The sequence below is a fragment of the Alkalibacterium psychrotolerans genome (assembly GCF_054784355.1).
The window spans coordinates 69,069-91,342 of record NZ_BAAGPH010000034.1 but is presented as its reverse complement, the minus strand read 5'-3'; the positions used below and the strand labels follow the sequence as shown (position 1 = coordinate 91,342).

Below are 22,274 nucleotides of genomic sequence, written 5' to 3'. Positions count from 1 at the left end.
AAGTCTGGCTCTATCTTATTTTAAATAGCTGTTCATCTCGTTTACCCACTCCGAAATAGTGGAAACAAAGGTCTGGCTGAAAAAATGATCCATAGGAGTCGGCTCTTTATTCACCAGCACACTTTCCTCTCCCCTATAGTCGAAAATCAGTCCCGCCGCCGGATAAACATTCAGACTCGTTCCCATCACCAGTAGGCAGTCAGCCTGACGAATAGCCTCACTGCTGTCTGAAATAACCTGCATAGGTAATGTCTCGCCGTATAAAACGATATCCGGCCGGACCCACTTGTCATCAACCAGCCACCTGTCGGGATACTCGGTTACTCTCTCTGCGGGGTATGTGTTTCCTGACTGGTCCACCACTCGTTTCGTGCAGCCGTGAAGTTCGAGAACCTTTTGACTGCCAGCTTTCTGATGCAGGCCGTCAATGTTTTGCGTAATAATGGTTACATCTTTCCCCAGATTTTCCAGTTCACTAAGGAACAGGTGACCTGCATTCGGTTCAGCTTCCGGGTAAAGAAGCTTGTCTTTATAAAAGCGGTAAAACTGTTTAGGATGGTCCACAAAAAATCTTCGGCTCAATACCTCTTCCAACGGGATGCCCTGCTGGCTTCCCCGACTGTACAGCCCCTCCGAGGACCTGAAATCTGGAATTCCACTTTCTGTGGACATACCGGCACCTGTCAGGACGGCTATCTTATTAGCTTGTCTGATCCAACGCGCACACGCTTCGAATCTGTCCATCTTTTTCCTCCTCAATCATTTTGCTGTTTATACGTATTTAATTTATACTGAACCTGTCAAAAGAAATTGGTTTATACTCATATTTTACACTAATTTATTAAATGGAGGCTATACTCATGACTACACCGAAACTAACACTAACGATTGCCGGTAATGACGCCAGCGGAGGTGCTGGAATTGCGGCTGATTTAAAGACATTTGCTGAATACGGTACGTATGGAATTGCTGCATTGACTGTAATTGCCACAATGGATCCGGAAAATAACTGGAGCCACGGTGTCACTCCGGTTGACGCATCCGTTGTCAGAGATCAGCTGGTTACCGCCTTTGCGGGCCCGAAAATTTCTGCAGCAAAAACAGGCATGCTTCCTAACGCAGAAGTCGTCAAAGTCATTGCTGAAGAAGTCAGAAAACACCCGGACATGCCACTCGTTGTTGACCCTGTTATGATCTGTAAAGGAGAAACAGAAGTGCTGAATCCGGAAAATGTGGAGGCTATTAAGGAACTCCTTGTTCCTCTGGCAACCGTCATCACACCTAATCTGTTTGAGGCGGGCCAGCTTGCCGAAACAGGGCTGCTCTTCACTCTGGAAGATATGCAGAAAGCGGCACGTATTATTTATGAAAAAGGGGCAAATATAGTCGTCATCAAAGGGGGTAAGGCTCTTAAAGGCGATGAAGCCATCGACCTTGTCTATGATGGAGAAAACTACACTACTCTGAAAACAAAGAAAATTGAACAGGCAACCAACCACGGTGCCGGCTGTACCTTTGCCGCTGCCATTACTGCTGGTATCGCCAAGGGACTGACTCCACTTGAAGCTGTAGAGAAAGCGAAAACCTTTGTAACCGAAGCTATCGAAGCAGGCTTTAAATACAATCAGTTTGTCGGCCCTGTTTTTCATAGCGGCTATCGTCTGAACAGACAATCAGATATTTAATGTGAACGTATAGTTACGTTAGTACACACTTTTGATTTTGTTTTCGTTTCTATAGATAAGCGAAACAAAGGAGGTGTGTCTGTATGCCCGAAAGCCAGCTTCTTCCTGCTCTCGTAGAAGTCATCGCAAATGTCGGATTTCCTATCTTCATTTCCGTTGTTCTTCTGCATCGCATGGAAAACAAGCTCGATGCCGTCGTCCGTGCGCTTAATGAGCTCACAACGGTGACTGCTCGATCACAGAAATAAGCTTTACATCTTAAGTGATTTTTATCAGACAGTAAAGGCTCAGTCTATCCTGTAAATCTGATTTGGTGGTATAATAATAGTGAAAAAAGTGAGGCTGCCTGCACAGCGAGAGGTGAGAATAATGACTCGTTTATTTATCCATAAGGAATACGCATCTCTACAAGACAAAATGATTGTCAAAAATGAACAGGGTCAGGAAGTCTATCTGATTGTAGGAAAATGGGGAAGATTGGGAGACAAACTCACCATATATACGCTTGACGGAAGACGTCTCGTTGAAGCGAAACAGGTCGTCCTCTCTTTATTTCCCAAGTTCCAACTATATCAGGACGGGAAAAAAATCGGCTCGCTGAAAAAACGTCCCGGTTTAAAGGGCATCAAGAAGCCATTCTTTACGGTGACCCGGTTAAACTGGACCATTACTGGTGATTATGACAAACAAATCTTTACTGTCCGACGTTTTGGACGCAGAATTTTGACCATCCAGAAAACGATGTCATATTCAGGCGAGCAGTATATGCTGACCTTCCAAAATGAACGCCTGGCTCCAGTGGGCTGCGTGGTTGCGCCGCTGCTTGATCATTATGACAAGAACAATGATCCGCTTCTACAAGAAATCAAACAGCAGAGATACAGCCTGGGCTTCCTGCGACCAGTGTTCATTAAACTGAGAAAAATCATTTTTTCCAGATAGAGTACAAAAGAAGTTATCCACACCAGTTGTGGATAACTTCTTTTTATATTTTTTTCTGCATATGATCATATTGATGTTCCGCTAAAGTAATTTCTCCCGTTTTTACAAACCCTTGAGCTTCATACAAGGCTTTCGCTCGTGGATTATCATGATCGACATTCAAACCCACAACCGGCATCTCGACAGAACGAGCTCGTTCATATGCTCCTTCCATCAGTTCTTTTCCGATTCCCTGGCCGCGAAAATCCGGATGCGTGACGATTGAATCAATATACCATTCACCTGGAAAAGTTTCATTATCCATGAAGGTTTCAAAGTGCGGCAAATCATGTGCATCTAAGATTGTGTCAAGCGGAGCGTAAACGGTATCGCTTAAGCCGCCTTTATAGCCAAAGCAGAAGCCGGCTATCTGACCGTCAATTTCTTTTACCAAAGCATTCTTGTAGCTCTGTCTGTAATTGTCCTGTTGGGCCGCCTCCACCAAAGCCGGTTTCAGTTTTTCCCAGGCCACTTTTTCCATTATCGGCAGTTCCATATCTGTCAAAATTATTTTGAAGAGCTCGACAATCTGTTCAGCATCTTCTTTTCGTGCTTCTCTAATCATCATACGTCTCCTTATTCATTACTTCGAAGGGGTTTTCTCCAATGTATCTTTAATGCGTCGGGCAACCTCTTCGGATATGCCCAGCTTCGTCATCTCTTCTATTTCCGCTTCTTTCAGCCGTTTCATAGACTTGAAATGCCTCAGAACTTTAGTCCGGGTTTTCGGACCGACCCCTCTTATCTCATCCAGCTGACTGGTAAAGCTGTTTTTACTGCGCACATTTCTATGAAAGGTGATGGCAAAGCGGTGAACTTCTTCCTGAATTCTCTGTACAAGGTGAAAAGCCTGACTTCGAGGGTTGAGTACGACGGGCTCCAAGTCGTCTCCAAAAAGAAGACCTGCCGTTCGGTGCTTCTGATCCTTGACCATTCCGGCAACCGGGATAGACAGAGACAGTTCGTTTTCCAGCACATCCACTGCCGCATTGACCTGCGCTTTTCCGCCATCCATAAGAATCAAATCAGGCAGTTCTCTTTTCTCCTTAAGCAGCCGACTGTATCTGCGGCGAATAACTTCCTGGGTCGTGGCGTACTCATTGCTTCCCACGACGGTTCTGATTTTATATTTACGGTAATTCGTTTTGTCGGGGGTACCGTCCTTGAAGGAAACCATCGCCGAAACCGGATTGGTTCCTTGAATATTTGAATGGTCAAATGCTTCAATGCGTTCGATATACGGCAGACCCAGGATATCGGAAAGTTCCTCAATTGCACCAGTCGTTTTCCGTTCTTTCATCTCAATCAGACGGAATTTTTCTTTGAGCGCCAGCTCGCTGTTCTTGCCTGTTAAATCGAGCAGTTCCTTTTTGCGGCCCTGTTTAGGGATAAGCACCTTTGTCTCCAGCGTTTCTTCGAGTAAGGCCGTATCCACTGTCTCAGGAACATACACTTCTTTTGGCACCTGATTGTTGCTGTGCTGATAGTACTGCAGAATAAAGCCCATCAATTCTTCTTCTGGCGTATCGATAATAGGAAACATCGTGGCTTCACGCTTGATCAAGGTTGCCTGACGGACGAAAAATACTTGAATCGAAATCCAGCCTTTATCCATATAATAATTAAAGAAGTCTCTTGGGGTAAAGTCGTTCGAAATAACGGACTGTTTCTCAACCGTTCGTTCAATATAAGATATCTGATCTCGGAATTCCGCAGCCCGCTCGTAGTTCATGTCTTCAGCAGCTTCCTGCATTTTATCTTTCAAATCCCGTTTGATATCCGTAACATTCCCATTTAAAAAAGACCGGATACGTTTAATTTGCGCATCATATTCTTCTTTTGGAATCTCATGATCACACGGGCCGATACACTGGCCCAAATGATAATAAAGGCAGGCCCGACTCTGATGCCCATTACATTTTCTCAGTGGATAAATTTTCTGAATCAGCTGCTTTGTTTCAGAAGCAGCCCAGACATCTGGATACGGACCAAAATAATGCCCCCCATCTTTTTCAACATCCGATGTAATCACCAGTTGCGGATCTTTTTCATTTGTAATTTTAAGGTAAGGGTAACTCGTCCCTCTTTTTAAGCGAATGTTATATTTTGGCTGATGCTTTTGAATCAGTGTCACTTCAAGGAGCAGTGCTTCTTTGTCCGAACCTGTGACGATTGTTTCAAAATCTACAATATCCTCCACAAGGCGTTTCGTCTTCCCCACATGTTCACCGCGGAAATAAGAGCGTACGCGATTTTTTAAATTTTTCGCTTTTCCTATATAAATGATTTCTTCTTCTTTGTTCTTCATAATATAGCAGCCCGGTAAGTCCGTCAGCAAAGCCAGCTTATGCTCAATTATTTCTCTAGACAAAAAAACACCTCCTTTAAAAGCACTGATTTACACCTGTTCGAACAGGTAAACAGAATGAAACGTATTGAAATCTGACTTGCCGACTGTGACATCTTTATAAACATAGGGCTTGCCCAGTTCATGCGTGCCCGCTTCGACAGCTTTTGTTATGTCTTCAGCTATAGCAGCATACAACTGATCCAATTCTTCATCACTCACTTCTCCATGCACTGACTCCCAGGCGTCAATAAATGCCTGTTCATCCTTGTCACGAAAAAAGTCTATTGACAGCTCTTCCATCTCAAACATGCTCCTTTCTATCTTTCCATTGTCCATAACAGTTTATCAAAAATGGGAACATTTGTCAGCTTTAGAAGCGGCTCCGGTTTTCCTTCTCAAATACTGAGAGGCAGTTTTCTCATTTAACCGCTTTCTTAAAATTATGCTATACTGGATATGTTATGTAAAAAGACTAATGAATAAGGAGCGAATAGAATGAAATACAATCAATTAGGCGATTCCGGCTTGTCCGTCAGTGAACTGGGTTTTGGCACTTGGGCTATAGGCGGTGACTGGGGCAATCACAATGATGAGGACGCCATGAACGGTTTAGCGCGTGCCATGGAAGCCGGTGTAAACTTCTTTGATACAGCTGATGTTTACGGCGGTGGACACAGTGAAGAACTGCTGGCTAAAGCTACAAAAGGCAAAGAGGATAAAATCCATATCGCAACGAAGTTTACCCGCTATGGTGACATTAACGACCCGGCTAACTACTCCGAAGACGTGATCAGAGAGTATCTGGAAAACAGCCTCCGTCGTCTGAACAGAGACACCATCGACTTGTATCAGATTCACTGTGCGCCCCTGGACATGCTCAAAAATACGGATGTCTTCCCTATTCTGGATAAGCTGAAGCAGGAAGGTAAAATCAGAAGTTACGGAGTCAGTGTGGAAACAGACGAGGAAGGCCTGTATGTACTGGAAAACACCAATGCCAGTTCCCTGCAGGTTATTTTCAACATGCTTAGACAAAAACCTCTGGAAGAACTCTTCCCTAAAGCTCAGGAAAAAGGTGTTGGCATCCTGGCACGTGTACCTCTGGCCAGTGGCTTATTGACCGGTAAATTTTCAAAAGATCACAGCTTTGAAGACAGTGACCACCGGAATTTCAACAAAGACGGGGCTGCTTTCAATGTCGGTGAAACCTTTGGCGGCCTGCCTTTCGAAAAAGGTGTCGAACTGAGTGAGCAGCTCAAATGGATTGGAGACAACCGCGGCAGCATGACACGCGCAGCTCTAAAATGGGTCATGCAGCAGGAAGCCGTCACTAGTGTCATTCCCGGCTTTAAAAACGAGAAACAAGTGCTGGATAATCTGAAGTCCCTAGAGATTCCAGATTTCAGCAAAGAGGAATTGGATAAACTAAGTGATTTTTACTGGAAAGAAGTCCACAGTCACATCCGTGGTCCTTACTAAATTTTAATTTCCAACTTTTTTATGACAAGTATCTCGAGTATTTTTCGGGATGCTTGTTTTTATATTGTATCGCTCCAGATAAATTGATACGATTATAAGGTAACAGAAATGTAACATGCATACATATTGTGTTTATTTCTAGTTGTGATACCATATATAGTATAAAAGCACTTTTAAGAGAGGACGATAAGGAATGGAGTTTTTACCGACAGCATATGTAGAAGACTACATAAAAGAACACCCGAATCCGTTAAATGAACTGGGTCAATTCGTGTACAGCCGTACATATTCACGCTGGCTTGAAGACAAAAACAGACGTGAATTCTGGCATGAAACAGTTAAACGAGCCATTGAGTACAACATGGCCTTGGAATACAAGCATCTAAAAAAAGTGGGGTATGCTATTCCGCTTAAACGTATGCGTGAAGAAGCAAAAGAACTGTTTCAGTCGATATACCAGACTAAACAGTTTCCGTCAGGCCGCACACTGTGGCTTGGCAATGCAAATGAGAAAGTGAACCAGAACTTTGCTTTAGGGAACTTCAACTGTTCCTTCTTGTCAATTGAACGATGGGAAGACTTGGGAGAACTGTTTTATCTCCTGATGGTCGGTAAGGTAAAATAGCCCAGTGCCGACCTTAAACCTTGTGAACCTGTACTAACAGGGTGTACACATTTGTGTGCTAACGATGAAAGCTGATCAGCCAATATCGTGCCAAGCTATATCTTGTCTCGCTACTGACGTAAAGGCAGTATGAAAATGAGACAAAGTATAGAAGGTGTAGAGACTATCGAAAAGGTAATACAGTGTCGTGAGGATAGTGTATGAGAACTGAGTAGAGTAGCATAAACGTGCAAATCGTTGTGCCAAGCGCAAGGACTTACACTGTAACGATTGTAAGTAACATATAGTCCAAGTCTACGCTTGACTGGCGTAGGGTTCAAAGCAACAAAAAAAGCTACAAAATCTATTCCTAAGATAAGAACTAACACTACTTTACTTCATTCAAAATACAATCCGGTACCTGTAGAAAACAGGCTGGAGAAAACCAAAGTTGTCAAAATGGAAAATGGCTTTGCCAAAATCTATGTAGGCGATTCTAAAGAAGGCTGGGTTGAATCTCTTAATCAGTATCTGGAACTGCTGACTCAAAAAGAAAACGAAGACATTCACACAATAAAAGTCAGCTACAACAGTGTCCGTCCTGAAGGCGAGCGGCTGAAGACATTCGGCGGTACAGCCAGCGGACCGGCGCCTTTGAAAGAAATGTTTGAAGGAATCGACAAGGTCCTGAAAAACCAGATTGACCCGCACCTTGATCCAATTGAAACTGATGAAAAAGGCTACGGAAAAGTCCGTCCGATTCATATTTTAGATATTGGTAACCTGATTGGTGCCAATGTCGTTGTTGGTGGTAAACGCATCTTCTAATGCCTCCAACGTTAAAAAACACTCCTCTTCAACGGGGGAACTCCTAAATGGACAATCCCGTGGGAAGCCTTATTTAATTAAGGAACCTGTAACGACTATCGAAAGCATAGCCCCTGTCGGGAGGACACGGGCGAAGAAGCGAGTAGAGTACACCTGAATGGTGGAAACGGGGAGCTTTAAAGGGTAACGCCTTTATTGAAGAGATAGTCTAATCTTTATGGCAACATAAAGCTAATACACTTATGGTAAGAAGAACTGCAGAGATTTTCCTGTTCGACGCGGATGACGACGAGTCCATGTTTGCCAAATACGGCATGAACGGCATCTGGACAGAAGAACAACTGGCCCATCACAAACAGATTGGGAACATGCTCGAAGAAGCCGGCATCAAACCGAAATGGTTCGATGACTTGAATGCAGTCGGTGACCGCCGCGAAGGTCTCGATCACCGTCGTATGAGTAACAACTCAATTGCTTTTGAAAAGAAACCTACCCGAGACTTCCTGCACCTGGTCTTTGAAATGATGCAGCTCGAAGGTGAGCCTGGCTTCTTTAATATGGAAGAAGCGAGACGCCGTCGCCCGAATGCCGAAGGTGTCAATCCATGCGGTGAAATCATTTTGGATTCCAAAGGTGTCTGTAACTTGACGACCATTAATGTCAAAGCCTTTGTTCAGGAAGACGCAGAGGGCAATAAAACACTGGACATTGAAGGAATGAAACAGGCTCAGGCGCTTTCTGCTCGAATTGGTCTGCGCATGACCCTGTCTCCTCTTGAAATTGATTCCTGGGACGCTATTCAGCAGCGCGATCGTCTGATTGGAACCTCTGTAACCGGTTGGAAAGATGCCCTGGCCTTGGTTAATGCAACCGAAGAGGACGAAGTGAAATGGATGAATGAACTGCGTGATGCTTCACGTCAGGCGGCTGATGATTATGCCAAGTCTCTTCGTGTCACTGCTCCCCTTCTGGCGACAACGGTCAAACCTGAGGGTACCCTGTCTCAAGTTGCCGGTGGCGTATCACCTGGCGTTCACATGAGCCACAGCCCTTATTACATTCGCCGCATTCGAATTAATGCGACCGATCCACTCGTTAAAGTGGCAAAAGAACTGGGCTGGAATATGCACGCAGAAATTGGTACAAATGGTCTCTATTCAGAAGACGAACTGATGGATGATGCAGTTATTGCTGATGCTCGTACAGTCGTTATCGATTTCCCTGTAGCCAGTGGCGCTGACCGTACCAAAGAAGACACATCTGTAGATGAACAGTTCGATACCTACTTCCGCTTCCAGAAAGAATACGTTGAGCACAATGCGTCCAATACCATCGATGTGAAACCTGGTGAATGGGCTCAGGCAGAACAACGTGTCTGGGATGGCTGGGATAATTTTGTCGGTGTATCTTTCCTCAGTCACGACGGCGGAACGTATACTCTTGCACCATATGAAGCGATATCGGAAGATGAGTACCACGTGCGCAATCAGGCTATGAAGCCCTTTGACGCAAACTTGCTTCACCAATTTGAGTCCGCAGAAACAAGTGCCGATCTGGATAATATGGACGCCTGCTCTTCTGGTGTCTGCCCGATTCGTTAAAACTATTGAAATGAACTGAACTAAACCACGTACCCTGGAAAGGAGAGAGAATGATGAAGTCTGCACCAATCAACCGTCAGCACACATATGCCAGTGGACGCACCTATGCCCTAACACGCATCGCTCTATTGACCGCACTCGTATCGGTTGGCAGACTGTCATTCTCATTTCTGCCGAATGTTCAGCCGATGACTGTCATGCTGGTTTGCATTACTCTCTACTTTGGCTGGAGAAATGGACTGGCTGTTTCGCTGCTGTCTGTCCTGGTTACCAATATGACCCTTGGAATGGGACCCTGGACCTTTGCCCAAATGGCTGGCTACAGTGTGCTTGTGTTACTGACAGCCCTTATTGAAGAAACACATGAAGCTATTCCTATGCCGGTCCTGCAGGTGTATGCGGCATTTTTAGGCATTCTCTACGGACTGGTTGTGTCACTTGTTCAGGCTCCGATTTTCGGCTGGAATATATTTATTCCCTACTACCTTTCCGGCATAGGCTACGATTTTCTGCATGCTTTCGGGAATTTGGCTTTCATGCCTCTGCTTTATCCAGTCTGCATGCGGGTGTTTCGATTAACAGATAAGTCTTCAGTCCGTCACTACAACGGAAAGAAGATTAAAGGAGAAATGTATGAATAAAAAAGAGAAGTATTTGTTTGCGGTGGCTATTTCGGTAGTCTTCGTTGTCTTCCTGCTAGTCTGGACTGGCGCGGCTTCCAACAATCCCGGAACTGCTGATCAGGAACAGGATGTACAGGTAGTTATCACCGCACACGATGAAGAAATCGTCAATGAAACAGTAGCCGTTGCTGCGGACACCTCTCTACTTGATCTGATGCAGCAGAACTACGATACAGTCATTTCGGATGACGGCTTTATTGAATCCATCGAAGGTGTCGAGCAGAATCCGGATGAAGGGCTGTTCTGGATCTTTGAAGTTAATGAAGAGATGGTCAACGACAGTGCTGAAGACTTTATTCCTCAGGATGACGACTTGATCACCTGGGAGCTCATGTCATTTTAAGATAGAGAAAGCTAATTCAGTAGGTCCTGTGGGTTACGTCAACCACAGGACCTTTTATTCTGCCTACTAATGTGATTACTTCCTACCCATTGATAAGGAAAAAGCAGTATTACTGCTTTACTTTATCCGGAATTGAGTTTGAACAAAAATTACCGGGTAAACTAAACTGTTTTCACCATATAGTTTAGTTCGGAAATCGAAACTACACTATTTAACCACTCTGGGCAGCAGTTGTTTACTTCGTACTCAAGTTACATTGCTGAACTCTATCCTATGTTGAGTTTAGTCATAATCTACTGGATGAATTAAACATTTTCTCTAATTAATGCAGTTTAGCTATGCACAACAACGTTTTATATTACAGAAGAAATTAAATTTCTCATTATCCCAGCCTATGACGAAAAACCGCAAGAACAGCTCCTCCTGTTCTTGCGGTTTCCTTATTTAATGCTTTATGGTAACATCTATCGGTTTAACCGGTTCATTTCTCTGTCAAAGTAATCCGATATTTTATCCATCGTGGTGCCTCTGACAAGATGCTCTTCCTCTTCTTGTAGGAAGGTCAGATTTGCAGAGGGATTAGCATCCACAAATTCGACTACATCGCTGAATGGAACGACGCGGTCCTCGCTCCCATGCCAGAACAATAAAGGCCGACCATTTAAGGTTTCTGGTCGAAGAGACAGGTCATATTTTGGTACCCAGGACAACAGTTCTTTATAGTCATAGGGGTAGAATCGCCCCGCCTTTTCTGCATGGGTCATGATGCGCTCACGGTACTCGTATGGTTTGGGCGATCCCATCACGCAGGCGCCGACTTTTATCTCAGGGTGATGTGTGAGCAGCGCACAAGTGGTTATCCCACCCATAGACACGCCTCCGACAGCTATTCGGTCATCTGCTAATCCGAGTTTTTTGAAATGATTCACTATAAAACCAAATTCAAATAAGTTGGTGTGAATACTCTGCCAGAATGTGAGTGATGGGATACGTGTAATATCTTGCCTTCGGTCACCGTGATTGGCGGCATCTGGAAGTATCACCCTAAAGCCTTTTTCAGCCAGTTTACGACCCTGGGTTAAGACAAGTTCCTTCGCTGACTGCCAGCCATGGTAGTAAACTATCAAGGGCAGCAAATCATTGCGTTTTTCTCGGGGGACCACTTCCAGTAATGGAATGGTTCCCAGCGAGCGCTGTCTAATCGTCAACTTCATTTTGTCTTCCCTCATTACTTTTTTAGTTGTGGAAATAGTAACGCCATTTATTTTCCAGCGGTTCATTCTCTGTAAACAGATTCGGGTTCTTATTTAGCAGTTCAGACAGCAGTTCGGTCGTCCGTTTGGCATCAACGACTCGGACAGCAGCATCGCCAAACGTTCCTTTCAGTTGAGCGCCTTCTTCATCCAGTATATCATCCACTTTCCAAAAGCGTTCTGACCAGTCCGGCCCACTGTGTCGGTAAGTCGGGATGGCCACTTTTTCTCCCGAATGCAAAATGCTATAGAGCAGTTCTGGCGTGTCGGACAAGCGATTAGGGACATCTTCCCATTCTTCAATGCCGTGGATGAATGTGCATTTCGTCAAATCGACACCCAGCATGAGAATCTGAGCGTTTCGATCGACCAGTTTCCCCCAGACCGATTCACGGGCACAAGCTGTATTGTAGCGGTATTCCCCTTGAGTGAATTCTTCTGCTTCTTTTCCTAAAGCAGCCACTGAGTGAGTGGGATGTTCAGACCGGATGACACCTTTGCGCTGTCTGAACAGTTCTGTAAGTATACCCACATTTGAGGGAGATTCTTTGACATCAAAAATCGGGTTATCCTTGTTAATGTATTTCCAAGTATGAGTCGGCAGAACCAGCAGCCCGTCTTTCATATATTCACTCAATGCATCGAGAACGGTCTCGGGTCCTCCTTCTATATCTCCCATACTTTTATAGGAAGAATGCACCAGCAGTGTCCCTTCTCTGTCGATTTTTAAAGCGTCCAGTTGTTCCAGTAAATCTTCTTTTGAATACATACTTATCTCCTTTGCAGCTTCCTGTTTTTCTGAACCTTTTTCCAGGCTTTAAACTGATTAAACCTTATTCTTCATCAGAATGCAACTTTAGCTGTTCAGTGATTGCCTATTATGGATTCATATAAAAAGACCACACGAGAAGATATCTCATGTGGTCCTATATACTTATTAAATTATTTCAAAATACGGATGGTGACATTACGTCTGCCCCATTGTAGAGCTTCCGCAACAGTCTGGAAATGAATATCAATAATATTTCCTTTGATTGCTCCACCGGTATCGCCGGCGATATACACGCCCATTCCTTCTACTTCAACCATTGTACCTAATGGAATGATTGATGGGTCAACAGCGATGACACGCGGATTAACTCGCAGGTCAATACCTGTTGCCGTATGTGTGCTCAAGCTAGGCTGTCTCGTTGAGTAACCTGTTGCTTGTACCTGCATGGTTCTTCCAGAAGTCTGGTTGCTTGCTGGTTCCGATTTAGCAGGTGCAGGATCTGGTTTAGCTGGCGCAGGAGCCGGATTAGATTTAGGCTTAGCTGCCGGCTGTGATGGCTGGCTAGCTGGTGCTTTAGGCTGGCTGCTTGTTTCATTTGATGACTCAGATGCGTTAGCTGTCTGGTTCGTTTCCGGTTTTGCCGGTTCAGCTGCCTGGACAGATGATGAAGACGTTGTTCCTTCATTAGAAGCATTATTACGTTCGGCCGCTGCTCTAGCTGCCGCTCTTTCTTCTGCTTCTCTTTCAGCTGCTGCTCGGGCTGCCGCTTCTCTGGCTACTCGACGGGCTTCTTCAATTCGCGCAACTTCTGCTGCTTCTTTTTCTACTAAAGCGGTCAGTTCTGATTCGTTATCCTGAATAAGAGCCTGTAAAGAAGCAACTTTTTCATCAAAAGTTTCTTTCTGAGCTACAGCTTCTGAACGGCTTTCTTTCAAGCTCAGCTGACTCTCTTCAAGCTTAGCCTGCAAATCAACTAACTCTTGAACTTCTTCTTCAGCCTGAACAATCTGCTGATTACTTGCATCAGTTAAACGTACAATGACGAGTGCGCGGTTGAATAAATCAGATAGGCTGTCGGATTCAAGAATAGTCAAGACCATATTTTGTGTCGTTTCATTAAGCTGAAGTGACTGCAGACGTGTGCGTGCCTGATCCATACGAGCCGCTACTACTTCTTCCTGAGCAGAGACGTCTGCTTCAGTCTGCACTATAGACTCTTCTTGATCACTGATTTCCTTGTCCAGTTCAGCAAGCTTCAGACTTAATTCACTGACTTCTTCCAATACTGTATTTACTTCTTTCTGTAATGACGATATCTCCTGGTGTTTCTGTTCCTGCTGCTCTTGAATAGCTTCCAGCGTTTCTGCCGAAGCAGTTGTCGCATTTCCTAATGTAAGAAAAGCTGCTACTGCAACAACCATACCCACTAAATTCTTTTTCATCGCGTAAAAGAACACCCTTCTGTATTTTATTTTGAATTCAAGTTATCTTAAAGTTAAATGTTCAATGCCACGCTATTATACCGATAAAAGCCATGAAGTACATTTCTATTCCTTTACATTTTATTACAGAGCGCTTATAAATTAGTGCCTAATTGAGCAATCCTTCGCCACTTTTGTAAAGCTGGGCAGTTTAGATAGCGCTTTCTATTACATTGTAATTTTTTTGTAACATGATGCGGTTTTTTAGACATTATCCCACCAACTTTAGTATGATTAGAGTACTAATGAAGGCCAAAGCGGATAGACGTAAGTAGGAGAGTGCTGATATGACAAATGAACGATTCGGTTTAATCGATGTAGGATCCAACACCATCCGATTAGTTATTTTTGAAATGGATGAGTTTCAAGGGGTAACGGAGCTTCAGAATATCAAGACACCTGCACGACTCGTCCAGTACTTGGATGAGGATAAAGAAATGTCTCAAAAAGGCATAGATGTACTGGTTACTGTACTGAAGAGCTTTACAGAAATTGCAGAGCGCTATTCCATAAAAGATTCCAAAGCAATAGCAACCGCCGCTGTCAGGCAGTCGACAAATCGGGATGCTATTCTGGCGAGAGTAAAAGAAGAAGTCGATCTTGAACTGGAACTGCTTCCGGAAGAAAAAGAAGCATACTTTGGTAATTATGCAGTTCGCCATACCATGGACATCACAGACGGTATCAGTATCGATATTGGGGGAGGCAGTACGGAGCTGACCCTTTATAAGAATAAAGAAGTACTCGAGATGCACAGTTTTCCATTTGGAGCTGTCTCATTGCAGAAGGCATTCTTTGATGGGAAAAAACACAATGACAAAAAAGCGATAAAGGCCGCACGGGAATGGGTCAAAGAACAATTTAAAGTATACGACTGGGTCGTTGGCGCCGATGTTCCTTTAGTCGGTATTGGCGGATCCGCTCGGAACTATGCTGAAATAAACCAGCGTCAAATAGACTACCCTATCGCCGGCATTCATGAATATACTATGGAACCCGATGAACTGACAGACACGTTTGATTTGCTGGTAAAAACATCCATGAAAGATTTAGGCGATCTGGACGGTTTAAGCGAAGACCGACGAGATATTATTATTCCGGCTGGAATCGTATTTACCGAGCTGATGACACTCATGAATGCGCAGCATTTCGCCATCAGCAACCGTGGACTACGAGAAGGCATTATTCTCGAGCGTCTGAACAAGGAATACAAGGAACCTTACGATTTATATGGAGTCAAAAGACAGACGGTTCAGCGCTTATTCAAGCAGTACAAGATTCGTCCTATCAGCGCTCACCAGCGCATTCTCTTGGCAGACCGGCTGATTACAATGCTGAAAGATAAAGATTTGCTTTCCGTCGAAGATGAGCATCTGTACCTATTACACTATGGTGCAACGCTTTACTATCTGGGGAGTTATATAGAAGATGATTCGAAATCCCAGCATAGCTTCTATATCATTTCGAATACCAACCTGCATGGCTTCAATCACAAAGACCGAGTCCGCCTTGCACTGATAGCCAGCTATAAAAACCGCTCATTGTACAAACAGTACGTGAAGACAGTGGATAAATGGTTCAGTGACGATGAAAAAGACAGACTCCTGTATCTCGGCTGCATCATTAAGTTTGCTGAGGCATTGAGTGATTCCCATGTCAATTTTGTCAAAGACATGGATATCGTTGAAAAAGATGATGACACCTTTGAACTGACTGTCACGTATTCAGGGGACGCCATCGCCGAAGAATACCGGGCAAATAAACATAAAAATCATCTGGAACGTGTCCTTGGTAAGCCGCTGTCCATTATCTTCCAGAGTGAAGCAGACAAGGCGTCCAAGACGGAGGGATAACATGGTCAAAAAGCAGCTGAACATTGAAAATCCTGTGTATTATCAGAATAGAGAATTGTCCTGGCTGGACTTTAATGCCCGTGTCATTGAAGAAGCAGATGACTCGACCAATCCATTGATTGAACAGCTCAAATTTCTGGCTATCGGAAGTTCGAACTTGGATGAATTTTACAAAGTGCGCGTAGCCGGTCTGCAGGACCAGCTGAAAATGGGTGTTGATGAACCGGATACAAAAAAACAGTGGTCACCAAAGAAACAGCTTCAGGAAGTCACAAGAAAAAATCGGACTATTGTCAGTCGACAATATGAACTCTTTGAAAAAAAGAAAGCAGAGCTCGCCAGTCGCGGCTTTCTTTTCAGATCAGTCAACGAGCTGAGCGAGGAAAACAAAACAAAAGCACGGAGTATCTTCCTGAAAGAAATCGAACCGGCTATCACCCCTTACGGCATTGATGCTTATCGTCCGTTCCCTCATTTATCTGACGGGGTGCTGCATCTTTTTGTTCGACTGGAAAAATCCGGTGAGCCATTCGAGGCCATCATCCCTGTCCCGCAAAGGATTGCCCGTGTCCACCCTCTTTACACTTCAGAAGCGACTTACCTGCTACTGATAGACGACTTAATATTAGCCTATTTATCGGACTTGTTTAAAGGGTATACGGTTACCTATTCCTTTACTTTCAGAATCACCAGAAATGCTGATTTAGAAATTCAGGAAGAGGGCGCGGACGACTTGCTGTCTGTTATTGAAGACTATTTGGATAAGCGAAAAAATGGCATGGCCGTCAGGCTGGAAATAGATCAACGTGAGTCTCCTTTTTCCATTGAAGACGATATTGAGTATATTAAAAAGGCTCTATCCATTAAGCAGCGTGACATCTATGTGCTGGACGGCCCCATTGATTTGACCTTCTTGTTTGAAATGAAAGACATACTGGAGAAAAAGCTTCCAAAAGAACTCTTTGATTCTTTCTCTCCCTTTTATCCGTCCATTTATACGAAAGAGTCAATTTATTCGCTGGCTCGACGCAGAGACTTGTTTTTCCATCATCCTTACGACTCTTTTGAACCGGTCATTCAGTTCATTCGTGAAGCCGTAGAAGACGAGCAGACCGTTTCCATTAAGCAGACATTGTACCGTGTCAGCGAAGACTCACCTTTGGTTGAAGCATTGAAAACTGCTGCGAAAAAAGGCATCCAAGTGACTGTCCTGCTTGAATTAAAAGCCCGCTTTGACGAAGCCAATAACGTTCACTGGGCGAAAGAACTGGAAGAAGTAGGTGCGCATATTCTATATGGTGTGAAGGAACTGAAGACTCACAGCAAAGCTGCTCTTGTCGTTAAAAGAGAACAGGACGGATTTAGACGCTATGTTCATTTAGGTACAGGAAACTATAATGAACAGACCGCCCGTCTTTACACAGATATGGGGTTGATAACATCGAACCCTCAAATTACTCAGGACGTCTATAGCTTTTTCAACTATTTAAGCGGTTATTCCAATCCGCCTCATTATCACTATCTTCATGTCTCACCTTTTGACATCCGTGACGCCTTTATCGAGAATATCGAGAAAGAGGTTCGGCTCCATAAAGAGCATGGTAATGGTCACATTATTGCCAAGATGAATTCGCTGACCGATAAAAAAATGCTGATGAAGCTGTATGAAGCCAGTCAGGCTGGAGTGAAAATTGAACTGATAGTCAGAGGCATCTGCTGTCTGATTCCGGGGATACCGGGAGTAAGCGAAAACATTACTGTCCGCAGTATTATCGGGCGCTTTCTTGAGCACAGCAGAATTTATTATTTTCATCATAACGGTGAGGAGCCCATCTACCTCTCTTCAGCAGACATGATGACACGTAACATGATCAAACGTGTCGAAATTGCTTTCCCTATTTTAGACGAGAAGCAGAAAGCACATATTCTTTCCATTTTAAAGTTGTGCCTTTATGACAATACTAAAGCCTGGGTTTTAAATGAACAAGGCAGCTACAGTAAGCTGCAGCCGAGTGAGAATCCCGTTCATGCACAAAAAGAATTGATGGATCTGAGCAGGAAAGCAGCAGTTGAACATACTGTCAGCAAAAGTAAATGGTCTCAGCTGACAAGCTGGTTTAGATAAGAAGCGCATAAGTTAAGTCAGAATTCACGGACAATCCCGTCCACAAACCTGCCTTAACTGAGCGCTTTTTTTTACGTTTATTATGCCTTCTATCTGATATAATATAAGGTACGAGGAGGGTGTTTCATGTCAACAATTCAAGATATTGCCCAACATGCAGGCGTATCTTCAGCTACTGTCTCTCGCGTGATCAATAACAGCGGTTATGTTGGCGGAGATACACGCACTAAAGTAGAAGCGGCAATCGAAGAGCTGAATTACAGTCCAAATAAGAATGCCCAGCATTTAAGGCGGGGCAGCACCAGGAATTTCGGAATTATCAGCACGCAGTTTAATGATACAGCTGTCGCACGAATCAATTCCTTTATTTCAAGAGCCTACTCCGCTGGTTACACAACGACTTTATTTGTCACAAACGGGGATAAAAAAAGAGAAATCGAAGCCTTTGAAATGCTGAAGTCTAAACAGCTGGATGGTGTGTTTCTCATATATCGGGCAAACGAATGGTCTGTATTAGAAAAGTATGCCGCTTTTGGTCCGGTAGTGACTTTGCATAATGTCTATTCGGAACAAATTCCATCTGTCTTTATCGATCATTATGAAGGACAGAAACTGGCTCTGGACTTTCTTTGGAAAAACGACCGGAGAAAAATTTTAAATCTTTACGGTACCGCAACCGGCCTGAACACTCAGCGACGGATTAAAGCTTATACAGATTTCTGTCAGGATAAAGATGTGGCTCCTTATCCTTCTGACCCTTTCCTTCATACTGTATCCCGTGAAAAGGTGGACGAGATTGTAGACTGGATTATTCAGCAGGACGTTCGGCCTGACGCTATCGTTACCCATTCAGATTCAATCGCCGCTCTTGTGGTCTCCCGTTTAAAACGCAAAGGAATCAACATACCTGAGGACATTTCAGTGGTCGGTTTTGATAATCTGGGCATCAGTGACGTCATGGACATGACTACTGTGGACTACGGCATTGAAGAACAGGGAAAAAACGCCTGTCGCCTGCTGCTTCAAAAATTGAATCAGCCTTCCGAGCCGCTCACCCCTCTTTCCTTTAAACTGATTGAGCGAAAGACAACCCGGTAGAGGCTTTTAGAATCAGTTCAAAATGCAACAGCAGTTGATTGAATACGGAAACCTTAAGGCCTCAACGCCTTAAGGTTTCTCCTTTTAGATTAAAGACTAAACCGTATCGGTCTATACTCAAATGAACTTCCCTTTTGAGATTGAATGTAAATTCGTTTACCTGCAGACTCAAACGGCTGGTTCCTCTCGAGTTGGTTAGCTAAGCTGTTTGCGGGTCGACTCCAGGGCCTGATGCACCTCCAGTTGGCTAGCCTGCTCGCTTACGGACCGACTCCAGTAGCTGGTGAACCTCCAGTTGGCTAGCCTGCTCGTTTGCGGACCGACCCACATACCGAATCACTTTCGAGTCGGGTAGCTATGCTATTTGCGGGGCGAAATATATTGTTTCAATCTCCTCCTGATACGTATTACCCTGTCAACATGCAAAAAATGCGGTGCTTCTTCCCTTTTGTTGGGAAAAGCATCGCATTATTATTAGTCATCTTTACTTCCGAGGTACCTTAAGCACCTGTTGTCTGTCTTAACTTCTGATTCAGTTTCTTCTGTTCTCTTTTTCTATTCAAGCTTGCTTTAATCAGGCCTTTTTTTGGTGATAAAACAAAAATGATGAGCGTGGTCAGACCTGTAATCACCGCAATCATTCCAGCTATGGTTGTATCGAACAGAAAGGCGAACTGTACGCCTAAAGTACTGTTCACTACTGCCATAAGGACTGTAATCCCCATCATTACATGCAGGCGATCTGTTAAAAGAAAGGCCGCTAGCGGAGGGCCTACCATGAAGCCGACCACCAGGATCGAGCCAACAGAATCGTAGGCTCCAACTGCTGTCAGAGAAACCAGCGTCATCAGTCCGTAATGGATGAGGGCCGGTGAAAATCCGAGAGCAGCCGCAAAGCCCGCATCAAATGTCGTAATCTTAAGTTCTTTGTAGAAAAGAAAAATAAATGTCGCATTCACAAAGAGTATACCGAGCATTGTCCATAAGGCCCGCGGACCTAAATCCATTCCCAAAAAGACAAAGCGTCTAAAGGGAGCAAAAGCCACCTCCCCCATCAGGACAGCATCCACATCAAGGTGAATATTACCGGCATAACGGGTGATGATAATAATCGCTATACTGAAAAAAAGCGGGAAGACAATGCCGATTGCAGCGTCATTTGACAGGAGTTTTGTCTGCTGCAATGCTTCAATTGCCCAGACTGTCGCCACTCCTACTAAAGTGGCCCCCACCATTAAGAGCGGGGAATTAATATCCTGTGTGACGAAAAAAGCCAGAACAATGCCTAATAAAACAGTATGAGTAATGGCATCAGACACCATTGTCGTTCCACGTAACACAAGGAAGACGCCTGGCAGGGCACAGGCAACCGCGACCACAATTGCGATCATCGTAATTTGGGCAATCATACTCACTGTTTATCACCCTCCAGACTTTTGATTTGCTTCATAAAGACGCGCTGTCTTTTTTTGTAAGCATAGTAGTTAGCAATTATTCCTCTATTCGGAGAAAAGAACAGGCTAATAAATACAAAAATACTGACCACCACTACAATAGACGGTCCTGTCGGTACTCGGACGGCGACCGAACTGATGAAGGTGCCAATGACGCCGGAAACAAAGCCGATTACACCGGCAATCATTACTACTCTGCTCAGTCGATTCGTCCACTGTCTAGCAGCAACTGAGGGCCCAATCAGCAGTGAGCTGATGAGTATGACCCCTACTGATTCCAGACCTAAAATAATCGTCATGACAATCATGGTCGACAAGAGCGTTTCCACTATCTTTCCTGAAAAGCCAAGGGTTCGCCCAAACATTGGATCAAAGGTAAACACTTTGAATTCCTTCCAGAAAATACCGACTAAAGACAGGAGAACCAGACCAACGACCGCAATCAGCTGAACATCTCTCAACAGCATGGCACTGGCTTGTCCGAAAATAAAATTAGTTAGTCCGGCCTGTCTGGCGTTTGGGTTATTTTGAATGGCGGTTAAAATGACGAGTCCTAATCCAAAGAAACTTGAGAGAATCAAAGACAGTGCACTGTCCAATTTAACAACCGTTCGTCTGCTCATCGTTTGAATAATCAGCGTGGCGATTAAGCCTGCAATTAAAGCACCTAACAGCAGCACAGACAATTCTTTTCGTTGGATTAGGAGAAAACCGATACCAATCCCAGGCAGGGCGGCATGACTTAAGGCATCGCCTAAGAGGCTTTCTTTTCGAAGAGTCGCAAATGTTCCGACTACTCCACTCAACAGTCCTAAAAACCCTGTGCCAAGCGCAACAATCTGAAAGGTATAATCATTTAACAGCAAACTGATTTGATTAAGCATGCTTACCCTTCTCCTTCTCCCAGATTTCTGTCCTGGTGATATGTCTGATCGATTGCTTTCTGAGTGAACGCCTCAGCTACCGGTCCCTGTGCAATAACTTCCTGGTTAATAAGAACCACATCATCAAAGTACTCTTCCACTGTCTGCAGGTCATGGTGAACAACGATAACTGTTTTACCGTTTTCTACCAGACCTTTCAGAAGTTTCATGATAATCCGTTCCGTTTTCATGTCCACTCCTGCCAGCGGTTCGTCCATGATATACACATCGGCTTCCTGAGCCAGGGCGCGTGCAAGAAAGACTCGCTGACGCTGTCCCCCAGATAACTGACTGATTTGTCTTGAAGCAAACGTCGGCAGCCCTACTTTCAGTAGCATTTGCTTTGCTATTTCCTTGTCTTTCTTGCCCGGTCGCTTCATCCATCCTAGATGACCATACCTGCCCATAAGAACAACATCTAAAACAGTCGCAGGGAAATCCCAGTCAACCGTCGTATTCTGTGGAACATAGGCGATTTTATTTTTAACAGCTCTATATGAAGAAGGTGTTTCATTTTCCATATAAAACTTTATGGATCCACTGATTGGCTGAATAAAACTCAGCATCGTCTTAATCAAGGTGGACTTGCCGGCTCCATTCGGACCAATCACAGCCGTGAGACTCTGTTTTTTAAATTCAATTGAAATGTCCCATAAAACGGGCTTGGCATCATAAGCGACCGTCAAACGGTCAATCTTAATGGCATTAGACTTGTCCACACTTGATCCTTCTCTCTATTTATAATAAATCGCTGTCAGTAG

Annotated in this window: 22 protein-coding genes; 12 read left to right on the top strand and 10 right to left on the bottom strand. The window is 44.2% G+C overall.

Going from position 1 to position 22,274, the window contains the following annotated elements:
* Positions 1-15: 15 nt before the first annotated feature.
* Complete coding sequence (locus ACYVLS_RS06090; protein ID WP_460322437.1) at positions 16-744, bottom strand: NAD-dependent protein deacylase; 729 nt, start codon at positions 742-744, stop codon at positions 16-18.
* Between the two features lie 116 nt (positions 745-860).
* Between ACYVLS_RS06090 and thiD the strand changes: the two genes are divergently transcribed.
* From thiD to ACYVLS_RS06075, 3 genes are all read left to right on the top strand, one after another.
* Positions 861-1,685 carry a bifunctional hydroxymethylpyrimidine kinase/phosphomethylpyrimidine kinase gene (thiD, locus tag ACYVLS_RS06085; protein WP_460322435.1) on the top strand — a complete coding sequence of 275 codons (825 nt, stop codon included), beginning with the start codon at positions 861-863 and terminating at the stop codon, positions 1,683-1,685.
* A gap of 83 nt (positions 1,686-1,768) precedes the next feature.
* On the top strand, positions 1,769-1,933 hold the full coding sequence (locus tag ACYVLS_RS06080; RefSeq protein WP_460322432.1) for a YvrJ family protein: 165 nt from the start codon (positions 1,769-1,771) through the stop codon (positions 1,931-1,933).
* Positions 1,934-2,054: 121 nt separating this feature from the next.
* A complete protein-coding gene (locus tag ACYVLS_RS06075; protein WP_460322429.1) occupies positions 2,055-2,627 on the top strand; it encodes an LURP-one-related/scramblase family protein in 573 nt (190 codons plus the stop codon).
* Positions 2,628-2,670: 43 nt separating this feature from the next.
* Here ACYVLS_RS06075 and ACYVLS_RS06070 read toward each other — a convergent pair whose 3' ends face one another.
* The 3 genes from ACYVLS_RS06070 to ACYVLS_RS06060 are packed head-to-tail and all read right to left on the bottom strand — an operon-like array spanning position 2,671 to position 5,316.
* On the bottom strand, positions 2,671-3,231 hold the full coding sequence (locus ACYVLS_RS06070) for a GNAT family N-acetyltransferase (protein WP_460322427.1): 561 nt from the start codon (positions 3,229-3,231) through the stop codon (positions 2,671-2,673).
* 18 nt (positions 3,232-3,249) lie between these two features.
* The gene (gene uvrC / locus ACYVLS_RS06065; RefSeq protein WP_460322424.1) at positions 3,250-5,037 is read right to left on the bottom strand and encodes an excinuclease ABC subunit UvrC; all 1,788 of its coding nucleotides are present in this window, start codon (positions 5,035-5,037) and stop codon (positions 3,250-3,252) included.
* Between the two features lie 27 nt (positions 5,038-5,064).
* Complete coding sequence (locus ACYVLS_RS06060; RefSeq protein ID WP_460322422.1) at positions 5,065-5,316, bottom strand: hypothetical protein; 252 nt, start codon at positions 5,314-5,316, stop codon at positions 5,065-5,067.
* 195 nt (positions 5,317-5,511) lie between these two features.
* Between ACYVLS_RS06060 and ACYVLS_RS06055 the strand changes: the two genes are divergently transcribed.
* From ACYVLS_RS06055 to ACYVLS_RS06030, 6 genes are all read left to right on the top strand, one after another.
* Positions 5,512-6,495 carry an aldo/keto reductase gene (locus tag ACYVLS_RS06055; protein ID WP_460322420.1) on the top strand — a complete coding sequence of 328 codons (984 nt, stop codon included), beginning with the start codon at positions 5,512-5,514 and terminating at the stop codon, positions 6,493-6,495.
* Between the two features lie 193 nt (positions 6,496-6,688).
* Entirely contained in the window at positions 6,689-7,120 is a 432-nt protein-coding gene (locus ACYVLS_RS06050; protein ID WP_460322417.1) for a hypothetical protein, read from the top strand.
* 300 nt (positions 7,121-7,420) lie between these two features.
* The gene (locus ACYVLS_RS06045) at positions 7,421-7,927 is read left to right on the top strand and encodes a hypothetical protein (protein WP_460322414.1); all 507 of its coding nucleotides are present in this window, start codon (positions 7,421-7,423) and stop codon (positions 7,925-7,927) included.
* A 242-nt stretch (positions 7,928-8,169) separates the two neighbouring features.
* Positions 8,170-9,528 carry a glycyl radical enzyme family protein gene (locus ACYVLS_RS06040; protein ID WP_460322411.1) on the top strand — a complete coding sequence of 453 codons (1,359 nt, stop codon included), beginning with the start codon at positions 8,170-8,172 and terminating at the stop codon, positions 9,526-9,528.
* Positions 9,529-9,581: 53 nt separating this feature from the next.
* A complete protein-coding gene (locus ACYVLS_RS06035) occupies positions 9,582-10,169 on the top strand; it encodes an ECF transporter S component (RefSeq protein WP_460322409.1) in 588 nt (195 codons plus the stop codon).
* On the top strand, positions 10,162-10,554 hold the full coding sequence (locus ACYVLS_RS06030; protein WP_460322406.1) for a DUF4430 domain-containing protein: 393 nt from the start codon (positions 10,162-10,164) through the stop codon (positions 10,552-10,554). The genes ACYVLS_RS06035 and ACYVLS_RS06030 overlap by 8 nt, the downstream gene beginning before the upstream one ends.
* Positions 10,555-11,018: 464 nt before the next feature.
* Here the strand turns inward: ACYVLS_RS06030 and ACYVLS_RS06025 are convergent, their stop codons facing one another.
* From ACYVLS_RS06025 to ACYVLS_RS06015, 3 genes are all read right to left on the bottom strand, one after another.
* Positions 11,019-11,768: an alpha/beta fold hydrolase gene (locus ACYVLS_RS06025; RefSeq protein WP_460322404.1), complete on the bottom strand. Its 750-nt coding sequence runs from the start codon at positions 11,766-11,768 to the stop codon at positions 11,019-11,021.
* Between the two features lie 22 nt (positions 11,769-11,790).
* The gene (locus ACYVLS_RS06020) at positions 11,791-12,576 is read right to left on the bottom strand and encodes an AAC(3) family N-acetyltransferase (protein WP_460322401.1); all 786 of its coding nucleotides are present in this window, start codon (positions 12,574-12,576) and stop codon (positions 11,791-11,793) included.
* A gap of 173 nt (positions 12,577-12,749) precedes the next feature.
* Positions 12,750-14,021, bottom strand: coding sequence for a 3D domain-containing protein (locus tag ACYVLS_RS06015; protein ID WP_460322399.1), 1,272 nt, complete (start codon positions 14,019-14,021; stop codon positions 12,750-12,752).
* Positions 14,022-14,347: 326 nt separating this feature from the next.
* On the opposite strand from ACYVLS_RS06015, the gene ACYVLS_RS06010 reads away from it, so the two are divergent.
* The 3 genes from ACYVLS_RS06010 to ACYVLS_RS06000 all read left to right on the top strand — a co-directional run bounded on the left by ACYVLS_RS06010 (position 14,348) and on the right by ACYVLS_RS06000 (position 19,136).
* Positions 14,348-15,913: a Ppx/GppA family phosphatase gene (locus ACYVLS_RS06010; protein ID WP_460322397.1), complete on the top strand. Its 1,566-nt coding sequence runs from the start codon at positions 14,348-14,350 to the stop codon at positions 15,911-15,913.
* Position 15,914: 1 nt separating this feature from the next.
* Complete coding sequence (locus ACYVLS_RS06005) at positions 15,915-18,038, top strand: RNA degradosome polyphosphate kinase (RefSeq protein ID WP_460322395.1); 2,124 nt, start codon at positions 15,915-15,917, stop codon at positions 18,036-18,038.
* Between the two features lie 126 nt (positions 18,039-18,164).
* On the top strand, positions 18,165-19,136 hold the full coding sequence (locus tag ACYVLS_RS06000; RefSeq protein WP_460322392.1) for a LacI family DNA-binding transcriptional regulator: 972 nt from the start codon (positions 18,165-18,167) through the stop codon (positions 19,134-19,136).
* 500 nt (positions 19,137-19,636) lie between these two features.
* On the opposite strand, the gene ACYVLS_RS05995 is transcribed toward ACYVLS_RS06000, so the two are convergent.
* From ACYVLS_RS05995 to ACYVLS_RS05985, 3 genes are read right to left on the bottom strand one after another with little or no spacing between them, the layout of a single operon-like run.
* On the bottom strand, positions 19,637-20,545 hold the full coding sequence (locus ACYVLS_RS05995; protein WP_460322633.1) for a metal ABC transporter permease: 909 nt from the start codon (positions 20,543-20,545) through the stop codon (positions 19,637-19,639).
* A 2-nt stretch (positions 20,546-20,547) separates the two neighbouring features.
* The gene (locus ACYVLS_RS05990) at positions 20,548-21,474 is read right to left on the bottom strand and encodes a metal ABC transporter permease (RefSeq protein WP_460322390.1); all 927 of its coding nucleotides are present in this window, start codon (positions 21,472-21,474) and stop codon (positions 20,548-20,550) included.
* Between the two features lie 2 nt (positions 21,475-21,476).
* Positions 21,477-22,232 (bottom strand): metal ABC transporter ATP-binding protein, encoded by a 756-nt coding sequence (locus ACYVLS_RS05985; protein ID WP_460322387.1) that lies wholly within the window; start codon positions 22,230-22,232, stop codon positions 21,477-21,479.
* Between the last annotated feature and the right edge of the window lie 42 nt (positions 22,233-22,274).